Origin of the sequence: Acidovorax sp. 35-64-16 (assembly GCF_002281195.1) — a bacterium.
Classification (GTDB): Bacteria; Pseudomonadota; Gammaproteobacteria; order Burkholderiales; family Burkholderiaceae_C; genus Acidovorax; species Acidovorax defluvii.
Genome location: NZ_NCFM01000012.1, coordinates 88,662 through 105,394, shown reverse-complemented (window position 1 = coordinate 105,394; position 16,733 = coordinate 88,662). Strand labels below are relative to the sequence as shown.

The 16,733-nt window shown below is 63.8% G+C and carries 17 protein-coding genes, 1 tRNA gene and 1 pseudogene; 5 read left to right on the top strand and 14 right to left on the bottom strand.

Features of this window, described 5'->3' with window-relative positions; translation table 11 throughout:
* Positions 1-198: 198 nt before the first annotated feature.
* The 8 genes from istB to cysS all read right to left on the bottom strand — a co-directional run bounded on the left by istB (position 199) and on the right by cysS (position 8,759).
* Positions 199-984, bottom strand: a complete 786-nt coding sequence (istB, locus tag B7Y64_RS10275) for an IS21-like element helper ATPase IstB (protein ID WP_024815605.1) — start codon at positions 982-984, stop codon at positions 199-201.
* Positions 977-2,482, bottom strand: coding sequence for an IS21 family transposase (istA, locus tag B7Y64_RS10270; protein ID WP_291328804.1), 1,506 nt, complete (start codon positions 2,480-2,482; stop codon positions 977-979). The genes istB and istA overlap by 8 nt, the downstream gene beginning before the upstream one ends.
* A gap of 562 nt (positions 2,483-3,044) precedes the next feature.
* Positions 3,045-3,137: transfer RNA gene (locus tag B7Y64_RS10265), tRNA-Ser, on the bottom strand.
* Between the two features lie 43 nt (positions 3,138-3,180).
* On the bottom strand, positions 3,181-4,449 hold the full coding sequence (locus B7Y64_RS10260; protein ID WP_024815725.1) for an aspartate kinase: 1,269 nt from the start codon (positions 4,447-4,449) through the stop codon (positions 3,181-3,183).
* A 79-nt stretch (positions 4,450-4,528) separates the two neighbouring features.
* Entirely contained in the window at positions 4,529-5,491 is a 963-nt protein-coding gene (tilS, locus tag B7Y64_RS10255) for a tRNA lysidine(34) synthetase TilS (protein ID WP_291328796.1), read from the bottom strand.
* A 111-nt stretch (positions 5,492-5,602) separates the two neighbouring features.
* Complete coding sequence (locus tag B7Y64_RS10250; RefSeq protein WP_086911924.1) at positions 5,603-6,580, bottom strand: acetyl-CoA carboxylase carboxyltransferase subunit alpha; 978 nt, start codon at positions 6,578-6,580, stop codon at positions 5,603-5,605.
* Positions 6,581-6,662: 82 nt separating this feature from the next.
* A complete protein-coding gene (locus B7Y64_RS10245) occupies positions 6,663-7,337 on the bottom strand; it encodes a DNA-3-methyladenine glycosylase 2 family protein (protein ID WP_291326938.1) in 675 nt (224 codons plus the stop codon).
* Positions 7,338-7,382: 45 nt separating this feature from the next.
* The gene (gene cysS / locus B7Y64_RS10240; protein WP_291326940.1) at positions 7,383-8,759 is read right to left on the bottom strand and encodes a cysteine--tRNA ligase; all 1,377 of its coding nucleotides are present in this window, start codon (positions 8,757-8,759) and stop codon (positions 7,383-7,385) included.
* Between the two features lie 218 nt (positions 8,760-8,977).
* Between cysS and B7Y64_RS10235 the strand changes: the two are divergent.
* From B7Y64_RS10235 to B7Y64_RS10215, 5 genes and pseudogenes are all read left to right on the top strand, one after another.
* Positions 8,978-9,490, top strand: a pseudogene (locus B7Y64_RS10235) (tetratricopeptide repeat protein); the annotation flags it as partial.
* Between the two features lie 200 nt (positions 9,491-9,690).
* Positions 9,691-10,275: a peptidylprolyl isomerase gene (locus B7Y64_RS10230; RefSeq protein ID WP_291326942.1), complete on the top strand. Its 585-nt coding sequence runs from the start codon at positions 9,691-9,693 to the stop codon at positions 10,273-10,275.
* 24 nt (positions 10,276-10,299) lie between these two features.
* Positions 10,300-10,806 carry a peptidylprolyl isomerase gene (locus B7Y64_RS10225; RefSeq protein WP_086911921.1) on the top strand — a complete coding sequence of 169 codons (507 nt, stop codon included), beginning with the start codon at positions 10,300-10,302 and terminating at the stop codon, positions 10,804-10,806.
* Between the two features lie 16 nt (positions 10,807-10,822).
* On the top strand, positions 10,823-11,614 hold the full coding sequence (locus tag B7Y64_RS10220) for a UDP-2,3-diacylglucosamine diphosphatase (RefSeq protein ID WP_291326944.1): 792 nt from the start codon (positions 10,823-10,825) through the stop codon (positions 11,612-11,614).
* Positions 11,615-11,650: 36 nt separating this feature from the next.
* Positions 11,651-12,484: a M90 family metallopeptidase gene (locus tag B7Y64_RS10215; protein WP_291326946.1), complete on the top strand. Its 834-nt coding sequence runs from the start codon at positions 11,651-11,653 to the stop codon at positions 12,482-12,484.
* 84 nt (positions 12,485-12,568) lie between these two features.
* Here the strand turns inward: B7Y64_RS10215 and B7Y64_RS10210 are convergent, their stop codons facing one another.
* The 6 genes from B7Y64_RS10210 to B7Y64_RS10185 form a co-directional block, all read right to left on the bottom strand.
* Entirely contained in the window at positions 12,569-13,243 is a 675-nt protein-coding gene (locus tag B7Y64_RS10210; RefSeq protein WP_291326948.1) for a dienelactone hydrolase family protein, read from the bottom strand.
* Positions 13,244-13,294: 51 nt separating this feature from the next.
* On the bottom strand, positions 13,295-14,131 hold the full coding sequence (locus B7Y64_RS10205; RefSeq protein WP_291326950.1) for a class III extradiol ring-cleavage dioxygenase: 837 nt from the start codon (positions 14,129-14,131) through the stop codon (positions 13,295-13,297).
* 144 nt (positions 14,132-14,275) lie between these two features.
* A complete protein-coding gene (arfB, locus tag B7Y64_RS10200) occupies positions 14,276-14,683 on the bottom strand; it encodes an alternative ribosome rescue aminoacyl-tRNA hydrolase ArfB (protein ID WP_291326952.1) in 408 nt (135 codons plus the stop codon).
* 28 nt (positions 14,684-14,711) lie between these two features.
* The gene (locus B7Y64_RS10195) at positions 14,712-15,566 is read right to left on the bottom strand and encodes an alpha/beta fold hydrolase (RefSeq protein WP_291326954.1); all 855 of its coding nucleotides are present in this window, start codon (positions 15,564-15,566) and stop codon (positions 14,712-14,714) included.
* A gap of 39 nt (positions 15,567-15,605) precedes the next feature.
* Positions 15,606-16,049: a type II 3-dehydroquinate dehydratase gene (aroQ, locus tag B7Y64_RS10190; protein WP_291328794.1), complete on the bottom strand. Its 444-nt coding sequence runs from the start codon at positions 16,047-16,049 to the stop codon at positions 15,606-15,608.
* Positions 16,050-16,199: 150 nt separating this feature from the next.
* Entirely contained in the window at positions 16,200-16,610 is a 411-nt protein-coding gene (locus B7Y64_RS10185) for a hypothetical protein (protein ID WP_291326958.1), read from the bottom strand.
* Positions 16,611-16,733: the final 123 nt, after the last annotated feature.

Below are 16,733 nucleotides of genomic sequence, written 5' to 3'. Positions count from 1 at the left end.
TGTTGGCGCCGATTCAAAATTGAGCCACCGTGCCGATTGAATTTTGAGCCAGGGCTAATGGCCAACCTGTGAAGGTCGGCTGTGGATAAGTGTAGTGCCTTGGGTCGGTTTTGGTCTCCTTGGTGATCGAGCTCGGTGGTCGTCCGTTGAGGGCAAGCCGCGCAGGGCGAAGCCCGTAGCGGCTTGCCCTTGAACCGCTCAGAACGGCTCAGCCTTCTTGGCCTGTTCGCGTGCCTTGATGCGTTTCTTGGCCACGGCTGTGCTGTGCATGAACCTGTGGGACTCGTTGCCCGTCTCGACGATGTGGCAGTGGTGCGTGAGTCGATCCAGCAGTGCCGTGGTCATCTTGGCGTCGCCGAACACGCTGGACCATTCCTTGAAGTCCAGGTTGGTGGTGATCATCACGCTGGTCTGCTCGTAGAGCTTGCTCAGCAGGTGGAACAGCAAGGCGCCGCCTGCCTGGCTGAAGGGCAGGTAGCCCAGCTCATCAAGGATGACCAGGTCCATGCGCTGCAAGCTCGCTGCGATGCGGCCTGCCTTGCCTTGGGCCTTCTCCTGCTCCAGTGCGTTGACCAGATCCACCGTGGAGTAAAACCGCACGCGTGAGCCATGGCGCGTGATGCCCGCCACGCCGATGGCCGTGGCCAGATGCGTCTTGCCCGTGCCGGGGCCACCCACTAGCACCACGTTGTGCGCCTGCTCGGTGAACGCCATGCTGGCCAACTGCTCGATGAGCTTTTTGTCCACGGGCGAGCATTCGAAGTCGAAGCCCGCCAGGTCGCGGTGCACGGGGAACTTCGCCGTGTGCATCTGGTAGCTCACTGAGCGCATGGCCCTGTCCGTGACTTCCGCTTGCAGCAGGTGCTCCAGCAGCCAGCGCGAGCTCTCCAGCGTGGCGTGGCCGCCTTGCTTGACCAGGTCCTCCCAGGCCCCGGCCATGCCGTACAGGCGCAGCTCTTTGAACTCCTTGTCCAGCTCACGCATGATCGGCCTCCTGCATGTCGCTGCCAGCGCGCAGGCTGTCATAGCGCGCCGTGTCGGCCAGGGGTGTCTGGCTCACTTGCAGGTTGGTCGCAACCGTCTCGGGCAGGGGCTGCGCTTGCAGGCGGCCGAGCACGTTGATGACGTGCTCGGTGCTCACCCGCCCCGATGGCGGCGCACTCTCCAGGGCCAACTCCACCGCCACCAGCACGGCGTCCAGCCCTTGCTTGGGCACCTCGGCCAGTACCTGCGCCATCACCCTGTCGCCCCCCTCCTGGTGCAGCAAGCCTTTGCGCATGCGCTGCAATGGCTCGGGCAGGTCTGCAAAGGGCGCGCCGTTGCGCAGCGCGCCCGGCTTGCGCTCGATCAGCGGCACGTAATGCTGCCAGTCGTAGCGGGTCTGGTTGCGATCGCTCAGGCGCTCGTGCGTGGCCACCATAGCATCGCCGGCCACCACCACGATCTGCGCCGGGTACAGGTGTGTGCTGACCATTTGCCCCGCCCATTCGCAGGGCACCGAGTAGCGGTTGCGCGCCACCGTCACCAGGCAGGTGCTGCTCACCTTGGCCGGGTTCTCAACATAGCCATCAAAGGCCACCGGCATCGGCATCAGGTGGCTTTGCTCCAGCTCCAGCATCTCGGCGATGCTGAACGCTTTGTGCTGCGGGTGGCGCAGCTCTCGCCACAGAGCCCGGCAGCGCTCGCCCAGCCACGCATTGAGCTCGGTAAAGCTGCCAAAGCGCCGTTGCCCCGCCTCCACCCAGATGCGACGGCGGCTGTCTTGCACATCCTTCTCCACGCGCCCCTTCTCCCAGCCGCTGGCACGGTTGCAAAAATCAGGGTCGAACAGATAGTGCGCGCACATGGCTGCAAAGCGCGCATTGACCACGCGGCCTTTGCCCTTCTTGACTTTGTCGACCGCCGTCTTCATGTTGTCGTAGATGCCACGGCGTGCCACGCCACCCAGCGCTGCAAAGCTGCGGGTGTGCGCATCGAACAGCATCTCGTGGCCTTGGCTGGGGTAGGCCACCAGCCAGAAGGCCCCACTGGCACACAGCTTCATGTGCGAGACCTGCATGCGGTAGTACACCCCGCCCACCAGCAAGCCGTCTTCGCTCCAGTCGAACTGGAAGGCCTCGCCAAGCTCGAAAGTCAATGGCACGAAGGCCTTGCAGGCCGCCTGTTGGCCTTCACCTTGGCGCCACTTGCGGATGAAGTCCGTCACCCGCGTGTAGCCACCTTCGTAGCCCGCTGCCTTGATCTGCGTGAACAAGGCCTTGGCCGTGCGCCGCTCCTTCTTGGGCCGCTTGGCATCGGCCTTCAAGGCTTGCTTGAGCTCCGCCTCGTGCGCCGACAGCTTGGTCGCCTTCGCCGCCTCCCGGCGGTACTTGGGCTCGACCGGCTGCTCCTCGTCCAGCCACTTGGCCACCGTGTTGCGCGACAGGCCCGTGGCCCTCCCTTGCTGCACAAAACAGCAGGGTAGGTAAAACACCTGGCTCAGTTTTAGGTCGGCATCACACCAAAAAGTGGCTCAGTTTTCGGTCGGCGTCAACAGGTACCCTTCGGGACTGCCTGCCGCTTGCAAAAGCGGTGTTCCTGCGAATAAAGGGGCATGGATCCTTGGTGAATGCTCCTTGTTTTTCACAAGGACCCACCCTCGCTTGGGTAGGTGCAGGTTCTTGTGCGCTTTTTCCATGTGACAGAACACATGGGGCGCCACCCGCGAGCATCCCAGCGTCAACTGCCTCCACGCTATCCCCCCGACACATCAGGATAACGCCATCAGCCAGCCACTGAGACACCATCATTTCGCCACAGAATCCCCGACCAGTCAAACCATTCCACGGAGTTCCCCCCGCAGTTCAGCGGGACAAAACTGGGGCGAAGCTCAAGCATGCTGGCGGAACATGAGGGAATTTCCGGGACAAAACCGGGACACCGGCATCGATAAAAACGCAATAAAAAAAGCCCAAACGCTTCGACTATCAGGCGATGCTGGTTGTAATCTGGCAAGGCTTTCCAAAGAAAAAAGCCTAAGTGATTCAATCACTTAGGCTTCATCTTGGCGGAAACGGAGGGATTCGAACCCTCGATGAGGCTCTACACCCCATACTCCCTTAGCAGGGGAGCACCTTCGGCCACTCGGTCACGTTTCCAATCCAGCTATTATGCCTCATTTTCGAGGCGTTTCTGGCAGTCTCAGGCCGCCGGCTGGTCCAGTTCGAACGCCTTGTGCAGGCTGCGCACGGCCAGTTCCATGTATTTTTCGTCGATGACCACCGAGGTCTTGATCTCGGAGGTGGAAATCATCTGGATGTTGATGCCTTCTTCGCTCAAGGTGCGGAACATCTTGCTGGCCACGCCCACATGGCTGCGCATGCCGATGCCGACAATGCTCACCTTGCAGATCTTGGTGTCGCCCGCCACTTCTTGTGCACCCAGCTCCGGCAGCACTTTTTCATTGAGCAGTTCGACCGTACGCGCGTAGTCGTTGCGATTGACGGTGAAGCTGAAGTCGGTCTTGCCGTCCTTGCTGACGTTCTGGATGATCACGTCGACTTCAATGTTGGCCTCGGCCACGGCGCCCAGGATCTGGTAGGCGATGCCTGGCTTGTCGGGCACGCCCAGCACCGAAATCTTGGCCTCGTCGCGGTTGAAAGCGATGCCGGATACGACGGCTTGTTCCATTTTTTCGTCTTCCTCAAAAGTGATCAGCGTGCCGGACTTGGCTTCTTCGTTGATGTCGATGTCCCAGGGCGTGAAGCTGGAGAGCACGCGCATGGGCACCTTGTATTTGCCTGCAAACTCGACCGAGCGGATCTGCAGCACCTTGCTGCCCAGACTGGCCATTTCCAGCATTTCCTCAAAGCTCACCGTATGCAGACGACGTGCCTCGGGCACCACGCGCGGGTCGGTGGTGTAAACGCCATCCACGTCGGTGTAGATCAGGCATTCGGCGGCTTTCATGGCGGCTGCCACGGCCACGGCCGAGGTGTCCGAGCCACCGCGGCCCAGCGTGGTGATGTTGCCTTCACCGTCGATGCCCTGAAAGCCGGTGACGATGACCACCTTGCCGGCGTTCAGGTCGGCGCGCACGCGCTGGTCGTCGATCGACTCGATGCGCGCCTTGGTGTAGCTGCTGTCGGTGCGGATGGGGACCTGCCAGCCAGCGTAGCTGACCGCTTCCATTCCTTCGGATTGCAGCGCGATGGCCAGCAACGCTGACGAGGCCTGCTCGCCGGTGGCGGCGAGCATGTCAAGTTCGCGATGGTAAGACTGCATGGCGCGCTCGGGCGCCAGCTCTTTGGCCAGGCCGAGCAGGCGGTTGGTTTCGCCGCTCATGGCGCTCGGAACCACCACCATCTGGTGGCCGGCGCGTGCCCATTTGGCCACGCGCTTGGCGACATTGCGAATGCGCTCGGGAGAGCCCATCGATGTGCCGCCGTATTTATGAACGATCAATGCCATTGGATATTGGGGTGACGAAACTGGAGCCGCAGCGCAGGTTGGACACTGTTTTGGTGCGCCGCCGTTTTTCGTGCCGTTGTTAGACCAAAACCTCGGGATTGTACCAACCGAGCTGCGGCCCCGATCGCACCACGAATCCCCGCCCCACCTTGATGTGAATGCGATGGCCGCGCGTGGTGCAGGCGGCAAGCTGGTTCAGCAACTCCCCAAGCTGCGCCGCGGAGGGCGTGGTGGCATGCGCCACACGCAACCAGTGGCGCAACACGTTGGCCTGGCGCGCACGGCTCAAGCCTTGCAATTCGGTGATGTGCGGCGGTGCGCCAACCCGCAGCAAGTCCTGCTGCGCCAGTTCGTCCAGCAATTCGGCCGCCTGTGCAGCGTTGGATGCCGAACGGGCAAATGTGTCGCGAAACGCCGGAAACGCGGCCTCCAGCGCAGGCAACAATTGCGCGCGAATGCGGTTGCGGGTGTAGCGCTGGTCGGTGTTGGTGGGGTCTTCCACCCAGGGCTGGCCCTGCAAACGCAGCCAGCTGCGGATATCAGCACCGGCCACCTGCAGCAACGGGCGATGCCAGACCACCCCTGCCCGCTCCCAGCGGGCGGGCATGGCGGCCAGCCCGGCAATGCCCGCGCCGCGCGAAAGCGCGAGCAGCAGGGTTTCGACCTGGTCGTCCGCATGCTGCGCAATTGCTATTGATTTAATAGCTGCTTGCGCTTTACTGGCAATGGCTACAGCCTCAAAAGCCTTGTATCGCGCCTGCCGGGCAGCGTCTTCGGGGCTCTGGCCAGGGGTGTGGCGGGCGTCCAGCCGCTTTACCCACAGCGGCACATTGAGGCTTTGGCACAGGGCAGCACAATGCTGCTCGAAACCATCGGCTGCCGCCTGCAAGCCGTGGTGCACATGGATGGCCTGCACCTGCCCCGGCCATTTGCGTGCGCAGGCAAGCAACAGGGCCGTCGAGTCGGCGCCACCACTCAGCCCCACCGCCATTGGCAACGCAGGCGAAAAATCGGCAATGGCCACGTCGAACGAGACAGTCATGGCATACCCTCGCCCGCCCGCAACAACCAGACAGCCGCACCAATGCAAAGGCCCCTTGCGGGGCCATGGCACAGGGGCGAGAAGAAGGCGGCAGCCTTCATCACCAGGCAATCAACGGCTGTCGGCTTTGGTGTCAGTGAAGCGGCCATAGCTTTGCAGACGGTCGTAGCGGCGATCCAGCAGGTCTTTGGTCTTGAGGTCGGCCACCTGGCGGAACGCGTCGCCCAGAGCGCGCTTCAAGAAAGCGGCCATCTGCTTGGGATCGCGGTGCGCGCCGCCCACGGGTTCGCTGACGATCTTGTCCACCAGGCCCAGCGCCTTGAGACGGTGCGCCGTGATGCCCAGGGCGTCGGCCGCCTCCTGGGCCTTGTCGCTGGTCTTCCAGAGGATCGAAGCGCAGCCTTCGGGGCTGATGACCGAGTAGATGGCGTATTGCAGCATCACCACCTGGTCGCCCACGCTGATGGCCAGCGCGCCGCCCGAGCCGCCTTCGCCAATGATCGTGGTGATGATGGGCACTTCAAGCTGTGCCATCTCGAAGATGTTGCGGCCGATGGCTTCGGACTGGCCGCGCTCTTCGGCGTCGATGCCCGGATAGGCGCCGGGCGTGTCCACAAAGGTGAACACGGGCAGCTTGAACTTTTCAGCCGTCTTCATGAGGCGCAGGGCCTTGCGGTAGCCCTCGGGCTTGCTCATGCCGAAGTTGCGCATGGCGCGCTCCTTGGTGTCGCGGCCTTTTTGCTGGCCCAGCACCATGCAGGCGTGGCCATTGAAGCGCGCCAGGCCGCCCACGATGGACAGGTCGTCCGCGTAGTGGCGGTCGCCATGCAGCTCGACAAAGTCGGTGAAGATGTCGCGCACGTAGTCGAGCGTGTAAGGGCGCTCGGGGTGGCGGGCAATCTTGGTGATCTGCCAGGGGCTCAGCTCACTGTAGATGTCCTTGGTGAGCTGCTGGCTCTTCTTGCTGAGCTGGTCGATTTCTTCCGAGATATCGACCGCGCTCTCGGTCTGCACGTAGCGCAGTTCTTCGATTTTGGATTCGAGTTCGGCAATGGGCTGCTCGAAATCCAGAAAGGTCTTTTTCGCCAACGTATTTCTCCTTGGGTCGCGCCCTCGGTGCCTCTGGTGCGAGGCCCGTGTTGCAACCGGTTCATGACTGATGAAACGGGCCTCAATAGGCCACGGGCAACGGGTCGAGCGATCTCCAAATATACCAAGTCGCCACACTGGACCAGGGTTTCCAGGCCTCGGCCACCTCGCGGGCATCGCTGCGGCTGACCGGATCGCCCGAAAAATAGTTCTTGCTGATACCGTTGATAAGGCCCACGTCATCCAGAGGCAATACGTTGGGCCGCATCAGATAGAAGATCAGGAACATCTCGGCCGTCCAGCGGCCGATGCCGCGGATGGCCACCAGTTCGGCAATGATGGCCTCATCGTCCATCGAGGTCCAGTCCTTCACATGCAGCTTGCCTGCATCAAAGTGCACCGCCAAGTCCACCAGGTAGTCCACCTTGCGGGCCGACAGGCCGGCCGCACGCATGTCGTCGATCTTGAGCTTGAGCACGTTGCCGGGCTTCATGGTGCGCGGCAGCGCGGCGAAGCGCTCCCACACGGTTTGCGCGGCCTTCACCGATATCTGCTGCCCGACGATGCTGCGCGCCAGCGTGGTGAATGCGTCACCGCGCGTTTGCAAAGCTGCATCACCAAACTGGGGAATCAGCCGCTTCATCACCCGGTCTTTCTTCATCAGGTGCTTGCAGGCATCGGCCCAGTAGTCGGGCGTAGCCAGCGCCGGGCTGGATGGGCCGAGTGCCTCAGTCGCTACATTTTTAGAAGCTGCCACTGCTCGCCCCATCTGCCCTGGCGGCGTATTTCACATTCAAAAAAATCACTGTGCAGCTTCCCAGGTCGTTCCGGCGGCCGAGTCCTTGAGCACGATGCCCTGGGCCAGCAGGGCATTGCGGATGCGGTCAGCCTCTGCAAAATCCTTGCCCGCCTTCGCGGCTGCACGGGCGGCAATCTGCGCCTGGATGGCAGCCTCGTCAAAACCCGCACCGGCCTGCAAAAAGGCCTGCGGATCCCCCTGCAGCAGGCCCAGGCAGCCTGCCAGCGCCTTGAGCAGGCCCGCCAGTTCGGCAGAACGGGACTTGTTGACCTCGCTGGCCAGATCGAAGAGCACGGCAATGGCCTCGGGCGTGCCAAAGTCTTCGTCCATGGCCGCCTTGAAGCGTGCGGCATGGGGCTCGGCCCAGTCGATGGCCACGCTGGCTGGCGCCACCAGGCTCAATGCCGTGTAAAGCCGCTTGAGCGACTGGCGCGCGTCATCCAGGTGCGCATCGCTGTAGTTGAGGGCGCTGCGGTAGTGGGCGCGCACGATGAAAAAGCGCACCGTCTCGGCGTCGTACTGCTTCAGCACATCGCGGATGGTGAAGAAGTTGCCAAGCGACTTGCTCATCTTCTCGTTGTCCACGCGCACGAAACCGTTGTGCACCCAAAAGCGCGCCAGCGGCTTGCCCGTGGCGCCTTCGCTCTGGGCGATCTCGTTTTCGTGGTGCGGAAACTGCAGGTCTGCACCGCCACCGTGGATGTCAAAGGTTTCGCCCAGCGTGGCGCAGCTCATGGCCGAGCATTCGATGTGCCAGCCGGGACGGCCCGTGCCAAAGGGGCTGTCCCACTTGGCTTCGGGCGGCTCGCCCTCTTTGGCGGATTTCCACAGCACAAAGTCGAGCGGATCTTCCTTGCCGTCCTGCACCGCAACGCGTTCACCGGCGCGCAGCTCATCCAGCGATTTACCCGAGAGCTTGCCGTAGCCCGCAAACTTGCGCACCGAGTAGTTCACGTCGCCATGGGGCGAGCGATAGGCCAGGCCCTTGCCTTCGAGCTGGCCGATCAGCGACAGCATCTGCGGCACGTATTCGGTGGCGCGCGGCTCAAGGGCGGGGGGCTCGATGCCCAGGGCGCCAATGTCGGCGTGCATGGCAGCGATCATTTCGTCGGTGAGCTGGCGGATGGTGATGCCCCGCTCCAGTGCCCGCTTGATGATCTTGTCGTCAATGTCGGTGATGTTGCGCACATAGGTCACGCGGTAGCCGCTGCTTTTGAGCCAGCGCTGCACCACGTCAAACGCCATCATCATGCGGGCGTGGCCAATGTGGCACAGATCATAGATGGTCATGCCGCACACATACATGCGCACATGACCAGGTTCGAGCGGGGAAAAATCTTCCAAGGCACGCGACAGCGTGTTGTAGATGCGCAAACTCATGGGATTTCTGTAACGAGAGACTTGATGGGGGGACGGGTGAAGCCAGCTCACCCTGCAGCGAAAGGGTTGGGCCCTGCGAGGGGATGCGCCCAGCCTAGGGCGCCCAGCGAAATCACCAGCGGCAACAGCGCACCGTCATGACAACCCCCTCAGCTACAATCCGCCGAAGTATAAGCCCCGCCCGGCCCCGGACGGCGCGCACCTCCTCCCTACCCGCCATGAAGCAAGTCTGCAGCACCCTCCCACGACTTTTGCGCCTGTTGGCCCTGACTGCATGGCTGGGCGCAGGCATGGCCCACGCCAGCGACTATGCCGAGATCAGCCAGCTGCTTAAAACCGGCAAGGCCGCCGAAGCCCTGGGCAAGGCAGACCAACGCCTGACGGCCGCCCCGCGCGACCCGCAATTGCGCTTTCTGCGCGGCGTGGCGCAAACCGACATCGGCCAGACCGATGCGGCCATCGCCACCTTCACCCAGCTCATCCAGGAATACCCCGAGCTGCCCGAGCCCTACAACAACCTGGCGGTGATCTACGCCAGCCAGAACCAGCTGGACAAGGCCCGCACTGCGCTGGAGATGGCAGTGCGCAACAACCCCTCGTATGCGGCGGCGCACGAGAACCTGGGCGACATCCACGCCCGGCTGGCCTACCAGTCCTACACCAAGGCGCAGCAGCTGGAGGCCAGCAACCCCGCCGTCAAGTCAAAACTGACCCAGTTGCGCACGCTGTTCCAGCCGGCTTCGGCCACTGCGGCCGGTGCTGCAGGCAAGCCCGCAGCTTCGCGCCCCTGACGACCGTCCGCGCGCAGGGGCTTGCGGCAATGCCGCCTGCATCGCAAACGGTCCGGTGGTAACTTTGGCGCCATATTCCCCATCGCCGCGGCGGCCCGTCCACCACGGTTCGCGGCCCCGATTCAATCAAGGAGTTTTGCATGATTTCCAAAAGAAAATCGACCATTGCGCTTGCTGGCATTGCGCTGGCAGCTATGTTTTCTATAGCATCTCCGGTGCAGGCACAAGACGCCCCCAAGGTGAAGCTGGCCACCTCGATGGGTGACATCGTGGTGCAGCTCGACCCGGCCAAGGCGCCCAAGACGGTCGAAAACTTTCTGGCCTACGTGAAAGACAAGCACTACGACGGCACGGTGTTCCACCGCGTGATCGACGGCTTCATGGTCCAGGGCGGCGGCTTCACGGCCGACATGGTGCAAAAGCCCACCAAGGCCCCGATTCCGCTGGAAGCGGCCAACGGTCTCAAGAACGACACCTACACCATCGCCATGGCGCGCACGGGCAACCCCAATTCGGCCACCGCGCAGTTCTTCATCAACGTGAAGGACAACGCCATGCTCAACGCCCCCCAGCCGGACGGCCATGGCTATGCCGTGTTCGGCAAGGTGATCCAGGGCACCGAGGTGGTGGACAAGATCAAGGCCGTGGCCACCGGCAACAAGGGCCCACACCAGAACGTGCCTATTACCCCCGTCACCATCCAGTCCGCCACGCTGGTGAAGTGATTTTTTTCTGAAAGAAGCATCGCCATGAGCAATCCCCAAGTCGAACTGCACATCGCCAACTACGGCGTCATCACCCTCGAACTCGACGCCGACAAGGCACCCAAGTCGGTCGAGAACTTCCTGTCCTATGTGAACAAGGGCCACTACAACAACACGATTTTTCATCGTGTGATCCCCGGCTTCATGGTGCAAGGCGGCGGTTTTGAGCCCGGCATGAAGCAAAAGAACTCGGATGCCCCCATCCAGAACGAAGCCAACAACGGCCTCAAGAACGCCAACTACACCGTGGCCATGGCCCGCACCAGCGACCCGCACTCGGCCACCGCGCAGTTCTTCATCAACGTGGCCGACAACGGCTTTCTGAACCACACCGCGCCATCGGCCCAGGGCTGGGGCTATGCCGTGTTCGGCAAGGTCGTTTCCGGCACCGACGTGGTGGACAAGATCAAGGCCGTCAAGACCGGCCGCAGCGGCTTCCATGACGACGTGCCCAAGGAAGACGTCGTGATCGAAAAGGCCGTCGCCCTCTGATCTGAATACGATCTTCGTGACCACGACCGTGCCCCGGTTCGAGGAGCTTGCCGCTCCTTCGCACTGGCGCACGGTCGATTTCATTTCGGACCTGCACCTGCAGGCCAGCGAGCCCGCCACCGTGGCCGCCTGGCAGCACTATCTGCAGACCACCACGGCCGACGCCCTTTTCATCCTGGGCGACCTGTTCGAGGTGTGGGTGGGCGATGACGCCATGCACGAACCCGGCAGTTTTGAAGCCCAGGGCTGCGCTGCCCTGCAGGCTGCAGCGCAGCGCCTGCCCGTGTATTTCATGCACGGCAACCGCGATTTTCTGGCGGGCCCGGCGTTCCTTGCGCACTGCGGCATCACCGGCCTGGCGGACCCGACAGTGCTGGTCTTCGGTGGCCAGCGCTTGGTGCTCAGCCATGGCGACCTGCTGTGCCTTGACGATGTGGACTACCAGCGCTTTCGCGTGCAGGCGCGCAGTGCCGGGTGGCAAGAGCGCTTTCTGGCGCAGCCCCTGAGCGTGCGCCGCGCGCAGGCACGCGGCATCCGGCAAGAGAGCGAGGCGCGCAAACAATCGGGCGCCCTCTACGCCGATGTGGATGGCCCCGCTGCCATCGATTGGCTTGACGCTGCCCATGCGCATACCCTCATCCACGGCCATACCCACCGACCCGCGAGCCACGCCCTGGCCCCCGGCCTGCAGCGGGTGGTGCTGAGCGACTGGGACGCCACCGCCCACCCGCCGCGAGCCCAAGTACTGCGCCTGACTGCACAGGGCTTGGAACGTGTGGCTTTGCCCCCCATGTTGGGGCGATCCTGAACTGCGCGGGGTTTGACCTCCTGCTGCCTGATCGCCATGCCTCCCCTTCTCAACCGGCTCTGGAGCCGCGTTCGCGCCACCGTGGCGCCCGTGCCTGACATCTCGGCCACGCTGTGGCTCGAAACCCTGCGGCGCTACCCGTTTCTCGCGGCCCTGCCGCTGCACGACCAGGCCAAGCTGCGCGCGCTCAGCGCCCTCTTTTTGCACCACAAGCAGTTCCACGGCGCCCACGGTCTGGTGGTGACCGACGCCATGGCCATCGACATCGCCGCGCAGGCCTGCCTGCCGCTGCTGCACTGGGGCGACGCGGCCGCCGCACTGGGCTGGTATGGCGATTTTGTGGGCATCGTGGTGCACCCCGGCGAAGCCGTGGCGCGCCGCCAGACGGTGGACCAGGCGGGCGTGGTGCACGAGCACACAGAGGTGCTGCTGGGCGAAGCCATGGAACGCGGCCCCATCATGCTCAGCTGGCAGCATGTGGCCCCTGCCAGCCACCACATCGAGCGCGGCACCAACGTAGTGGTGCACGAGTTTGTGCACAAGCTCGACATGCGCAGCGGCGACCCCAACGGCTGCCCGCCCTTGCCGGCAGGCTTCATGGGCACCCGCACGGCCCGCGCCGCGCATGAGGCGTGGTGGGCCGCCTGGGAACCGGCCTATGCCGATTTTCGCGAACGCGTGATCATGGCCCAGCGCTTTGGCGCCGCGCCGCCCTGGCTGGATGCCTATGGCGCCACGGCACCGGCCGAGTTTTTTGCAGTGGCGTGCGAGGCGTATTTTGTGAACCGGGCGCAGTTTGCGCAGGAGTTTCCGGCGCTGATGCCGGTGCTGGATGCGTTCTTTCGGCCCGGGCTGCCCCAGCCGGATTGATCAAGCGCCGCAGAGCGATTAAAGACTCTGAAGCTTTACTATCAAGCGCGGGTAGCTACAAAATCAGCAGCAATCCGAGAGACCTCAATACGGCGTGGGGATGGTCGAGAGCGACTCCAGCCACGCCACCGTGGCGGCCAGCTCGGACGGGCGGATCTCGTGCGCGGCCGGAAACTCGTGGTAGCTCACCGACACCGGCAGCGTTGCCATGTGGTGCGCAATGGCCTGCGCATTGGCCAGCGGGATCACGTTGTCGTGCGTGCCGTGGCTCAGCCACAGCTTCTTGCCGAGCAAGGCTTCGTGCGGGGCCTGCAGCGGTACCACCTGCGCCAGCAGGCGGCTGTGCCAGACCACGGCGGCATGCAGCAATTCGGGCCGCGTCAGCAGCAGCGACAGGGCCATGATGCCGCCCTGGCTGAAGCCCCCCACCACCACGCGCTCGGGCGGAATGCCCAGCTGGGCCGAAGCCGCCTCAACAGTCTGCGCCACCACGGCACGGCTGTGGGCCTCTTGCTCTTCGTTGATGCTGCGCGCGCCACTGCCCGGTTCGATCGAAAAATCAAACCATGCGTGCGAGCCCGGCCCCATGCGGTGGGGCGCGCGCAGGCTCAGCACATGAAAGCGCTCAGGAATCTGCGAAGACAGACTAAACAGGTCCTGCTCGTTGCTGCCCACGCCGTGCATCAGCACCAGCAACCAGGGCCGAGGGGTGCCCGCGGCGGCAGGGCGCTGTAAAAATGTGAGCGGTAGATCAAGCATGGTCAAGCGCCAGAGGCGGTTTTGGTTAGTAAACTGTGCAAGCTTTCACGGTCAGGCAACCGGCTGCAACGCGAAGGCATCCATCGCGAGCATGCTGTACATCACCTCGCGACTCAAGTAGTTTGCGTGCAAATCATCGCCTGCGGCACCCAGCGCAAAGAACAGCGGCAAAAAATGGTCTTCAGTGGGATGGGCGCGCTCGGCGTGGGGCGCCAGGCTGCGGTAGTTCAGCAGCGCCTGCATGTCGCCGCGCTCGAGCGCCGATTCAATCCAGCGGCTGAACGCAATCACATAGGGCGCGGGCTCACGCGCGCCGCCAAAAAACTCGGCCAGGTTGTGCGTCATGCTGCCCGACCCCATCACCAGCACGCCCTGGCTGCGCAGGCCGCGCAACGCGGCGCCCAGCGCATAGACCTCGGCGGGGCCAGCGCCCACGGGCAGCGCCACTTGCACCACCGGCAGGTCGGCCTCTGGGAACAAGTGCATCAGCGGCACCCAGGCGCCGTGGTCAAACGGGCGCCCTGCATCGCCCTGGGCGGCCACGCCAGCCGCCTGCAGCAGGGCCAGCACCTCCTGCGCCAGCGCCGGTGCGCCGGGCGCGGGGTATTGCAACTGGTACAGCGCGGGCGGAAAACCGCCAAAGTCGTGCCAGGTGGCGGGCTGCGGGCCCGTCATGACCTGAGGGGTGCGGGCCATCCAGTGCGGCGACATGATGACCACGCCACGCAACGCCGGAAACTGCGCGCGCAGACCCTGGCCCCAGCGGGTGAGCGCGGGGCCGGTTTCGCCCGCATCCACCGCAAACAAGGGCGCGCCGTGCGACACATAAAGCGCCGGGACAACGGTGGGACTGGCGGCGTGGCTGGCAACAGGGTCAGAAGTGGACATGGCAGGCTTTCAATGGATACCCTGAATGTAGAAGCTATCAGGCAGCGATTCAATCAACCCGCCAACAGACACATCGTTCTGCAAACCGAGCCAATCTCGCCATAGGTCGACACATGCAGCCGACCCAGCCAGACACCATGCCGTTCAGTCGCGCACCTTGCCGCGCAACGCCTTGGTTTCGCCGCGCTGGGTTTTGGCCTGCAACCGCCGCTGCCGGGAGCCATAGGTGGGCTTGGTAGCGCGGCGCGTGCGGGGCGGCTGCGCCACCGATTGCACCAGCGCATTCAACCGATCCAGTGCGTCGGCGCGGTTTTGCTCCTGGCTGCGGTATTGCTGGGCCTTGATGACCACCACGCCATCTTGTGTGATGCGGGTGTCGCGCAGGCACAGCAGGCGCTCTTTGACGTCCTCGGGCAGCGACGAGGCACGCACATCAAAGCGCAGGTGCACCGCACTCGATACCTTGTTGACATTCTGACCACCGGCGCCCTGGGCGCGCATGGCCGTGAACTCCACCTCGGCTTCAGCAACCTGCAGCAATGCGGCGGTCATGAAAAAAGCCAAACCGGTGGCATCGCGCTCAGGCCAGCGCCGCCAGCAGCGCGGCATCAAACGCCTCGGGCTGCTCAAACTGCACCCAGTGGCCGGCATGGGGCACGAGGTGCATGCCGCGAAAATCAGGCGCAGTCGCAGCAAAGGCCGCTTCAAGCTGGTGGATCCAGCTTTTGTACAGCGCGTCGTGCTCGCCATATATGGCATGCACCGGGCAAGCCACCTGCGGCAACGCCCGCGCCAGGATGTCGGTGTGCGCCAAGCGGCGGCGCGGCATGCGGTCGCGCACCACGTTGGCCACATGCGTCTGCAGCGCCAGGCCGTCGATGAGGCGCTTGTCGTGCAGCATCAGCACACCCAGGTTGTAGCGGTGAATGGCGAGCTGCTCGTCCAGGTCGGTCAGGTGGCGCCAGGCCTTCAGCTCGAACTGCCGGTTGGGCACCACGCCCATGGCAGGCGCACCCACCAGCACCAGGCGCTCGGCCAGCTCGGGGTGGGCCGCCAGCAACAGGCCCGCCGTCATGCCGCCAAAGGAGAACCCCACCAGATCACAGGGCGCGTTGCCCAGCAGCAGTTGCAGGCCAGTGCGCAGCGGGGCCACCATAGCGTCGGCATCGCCACCCGAAAGCGGTGGCGCCGAATCACCGAAACCAGGCAAATCGGGCACCCACAGCTGGTGCCCGGCTGCTACCAGGGCATCCAGGTTGCGCACCCAATGCGTCCAGCTGCCGCTGCCGCCATGCAGCAACACCAACGGGCGCACGCCCGGCCGGGCTTGGCCCCAGACATGCCACACCAAATCGCCCGCCCCGCAGGGCGTGGTGTGGCGCACGGCTTGCGCAGCCAGGCGCTGCACCTCAGAAGGAATCACCAAATCGCTCATTGCACAGGCACGAGGGGGTCAGAAGAAAAAATCAGGCCCTTACAGCCCGGCCAGGCCGTCAATGGCCAGGCCATAGCCCTTCACGCCAAAACCGCACATCACGGCCTTGGCTGCAGAAGCAATATAGGAGTGGTGGCGAAAGCTCTCACGCGCGTGCACATTGCTGATGTGCAGCTCGATCAGCGCAACGCCCGTGCCCTTGATGGCATCGAGCAGCGCCACGCTGGTGTGGGTGTAGGCGCCCGCATTGAGCACCACGCCCGCCAGCTCACCCGCAGCGTGCAGACGGCCCGCCTCGTGGATCCAGTCCACCAGCGCGCCCTCATGGTTGCTTTGGTGGAAGCGCAGCGCAAACCCGTGGCGCGCACACGCTTCGATACACATTTGCTCCACATCGGCCAGCGTGTGGGCGCCGTACACGGCGGGCTCGCGCGTGCCCAGCAGGTTCAGGTTGGGGCCGTTGAGGACATAAACAGTTTTCAAGGGTGCGCTCCAGCGTGGCGCCTGCCGAAAGCGAAGTCTGCCGACAGGTCAGAACGCGGGATTATGCGGCCCCTGAAAGCACAAAGCAGCCTCAGCAGGCTGCTTTGCATGCGCCGCGACCAACACACGGCAAAGGCTACGCCTTAACGGTCAATCACGATGACCATGCTGGCCTCGCTCGCCGCGCCAGCCGCGCTCACCGCGCCAGCCATCGCCACGCCAACCTTCATCGCCGCGCCAGTGGCGATGCCCACCGCCACGGTAGTAGCCACCATACACAGGCGCGCCCACCACAACCGGCGGAGCGTAGTACACCGGCCGGGGCGGTGCGTAATACACCGGAGGCGGTGCCTGGTAATAAACGGGCTGGGGCGCTACATACACGGGCGCAGGGGCCACATAAGGGTAGCCGCCGTTACTCACGCCTAAGGCCACGCCTGGCGAATTCACGCCCACCGACCAATACACATCACGCGCCTGGGCAGTGCCAGCGCCCGCAAGCAGGGCCAGCGCCACACCGGCAGCTGCGGCCATGGCATAGATAGAACGGGTTTTCGTCATGGAAATCTCCTTGAGGGACAGAGGCAGCCAACCAACTGGACATGCCTCACTGGTACACAACGCACCACAAGGCCTAAAGGATGTCATGAAACGGGCCCCATATTGTTTCCGGACGTACACACC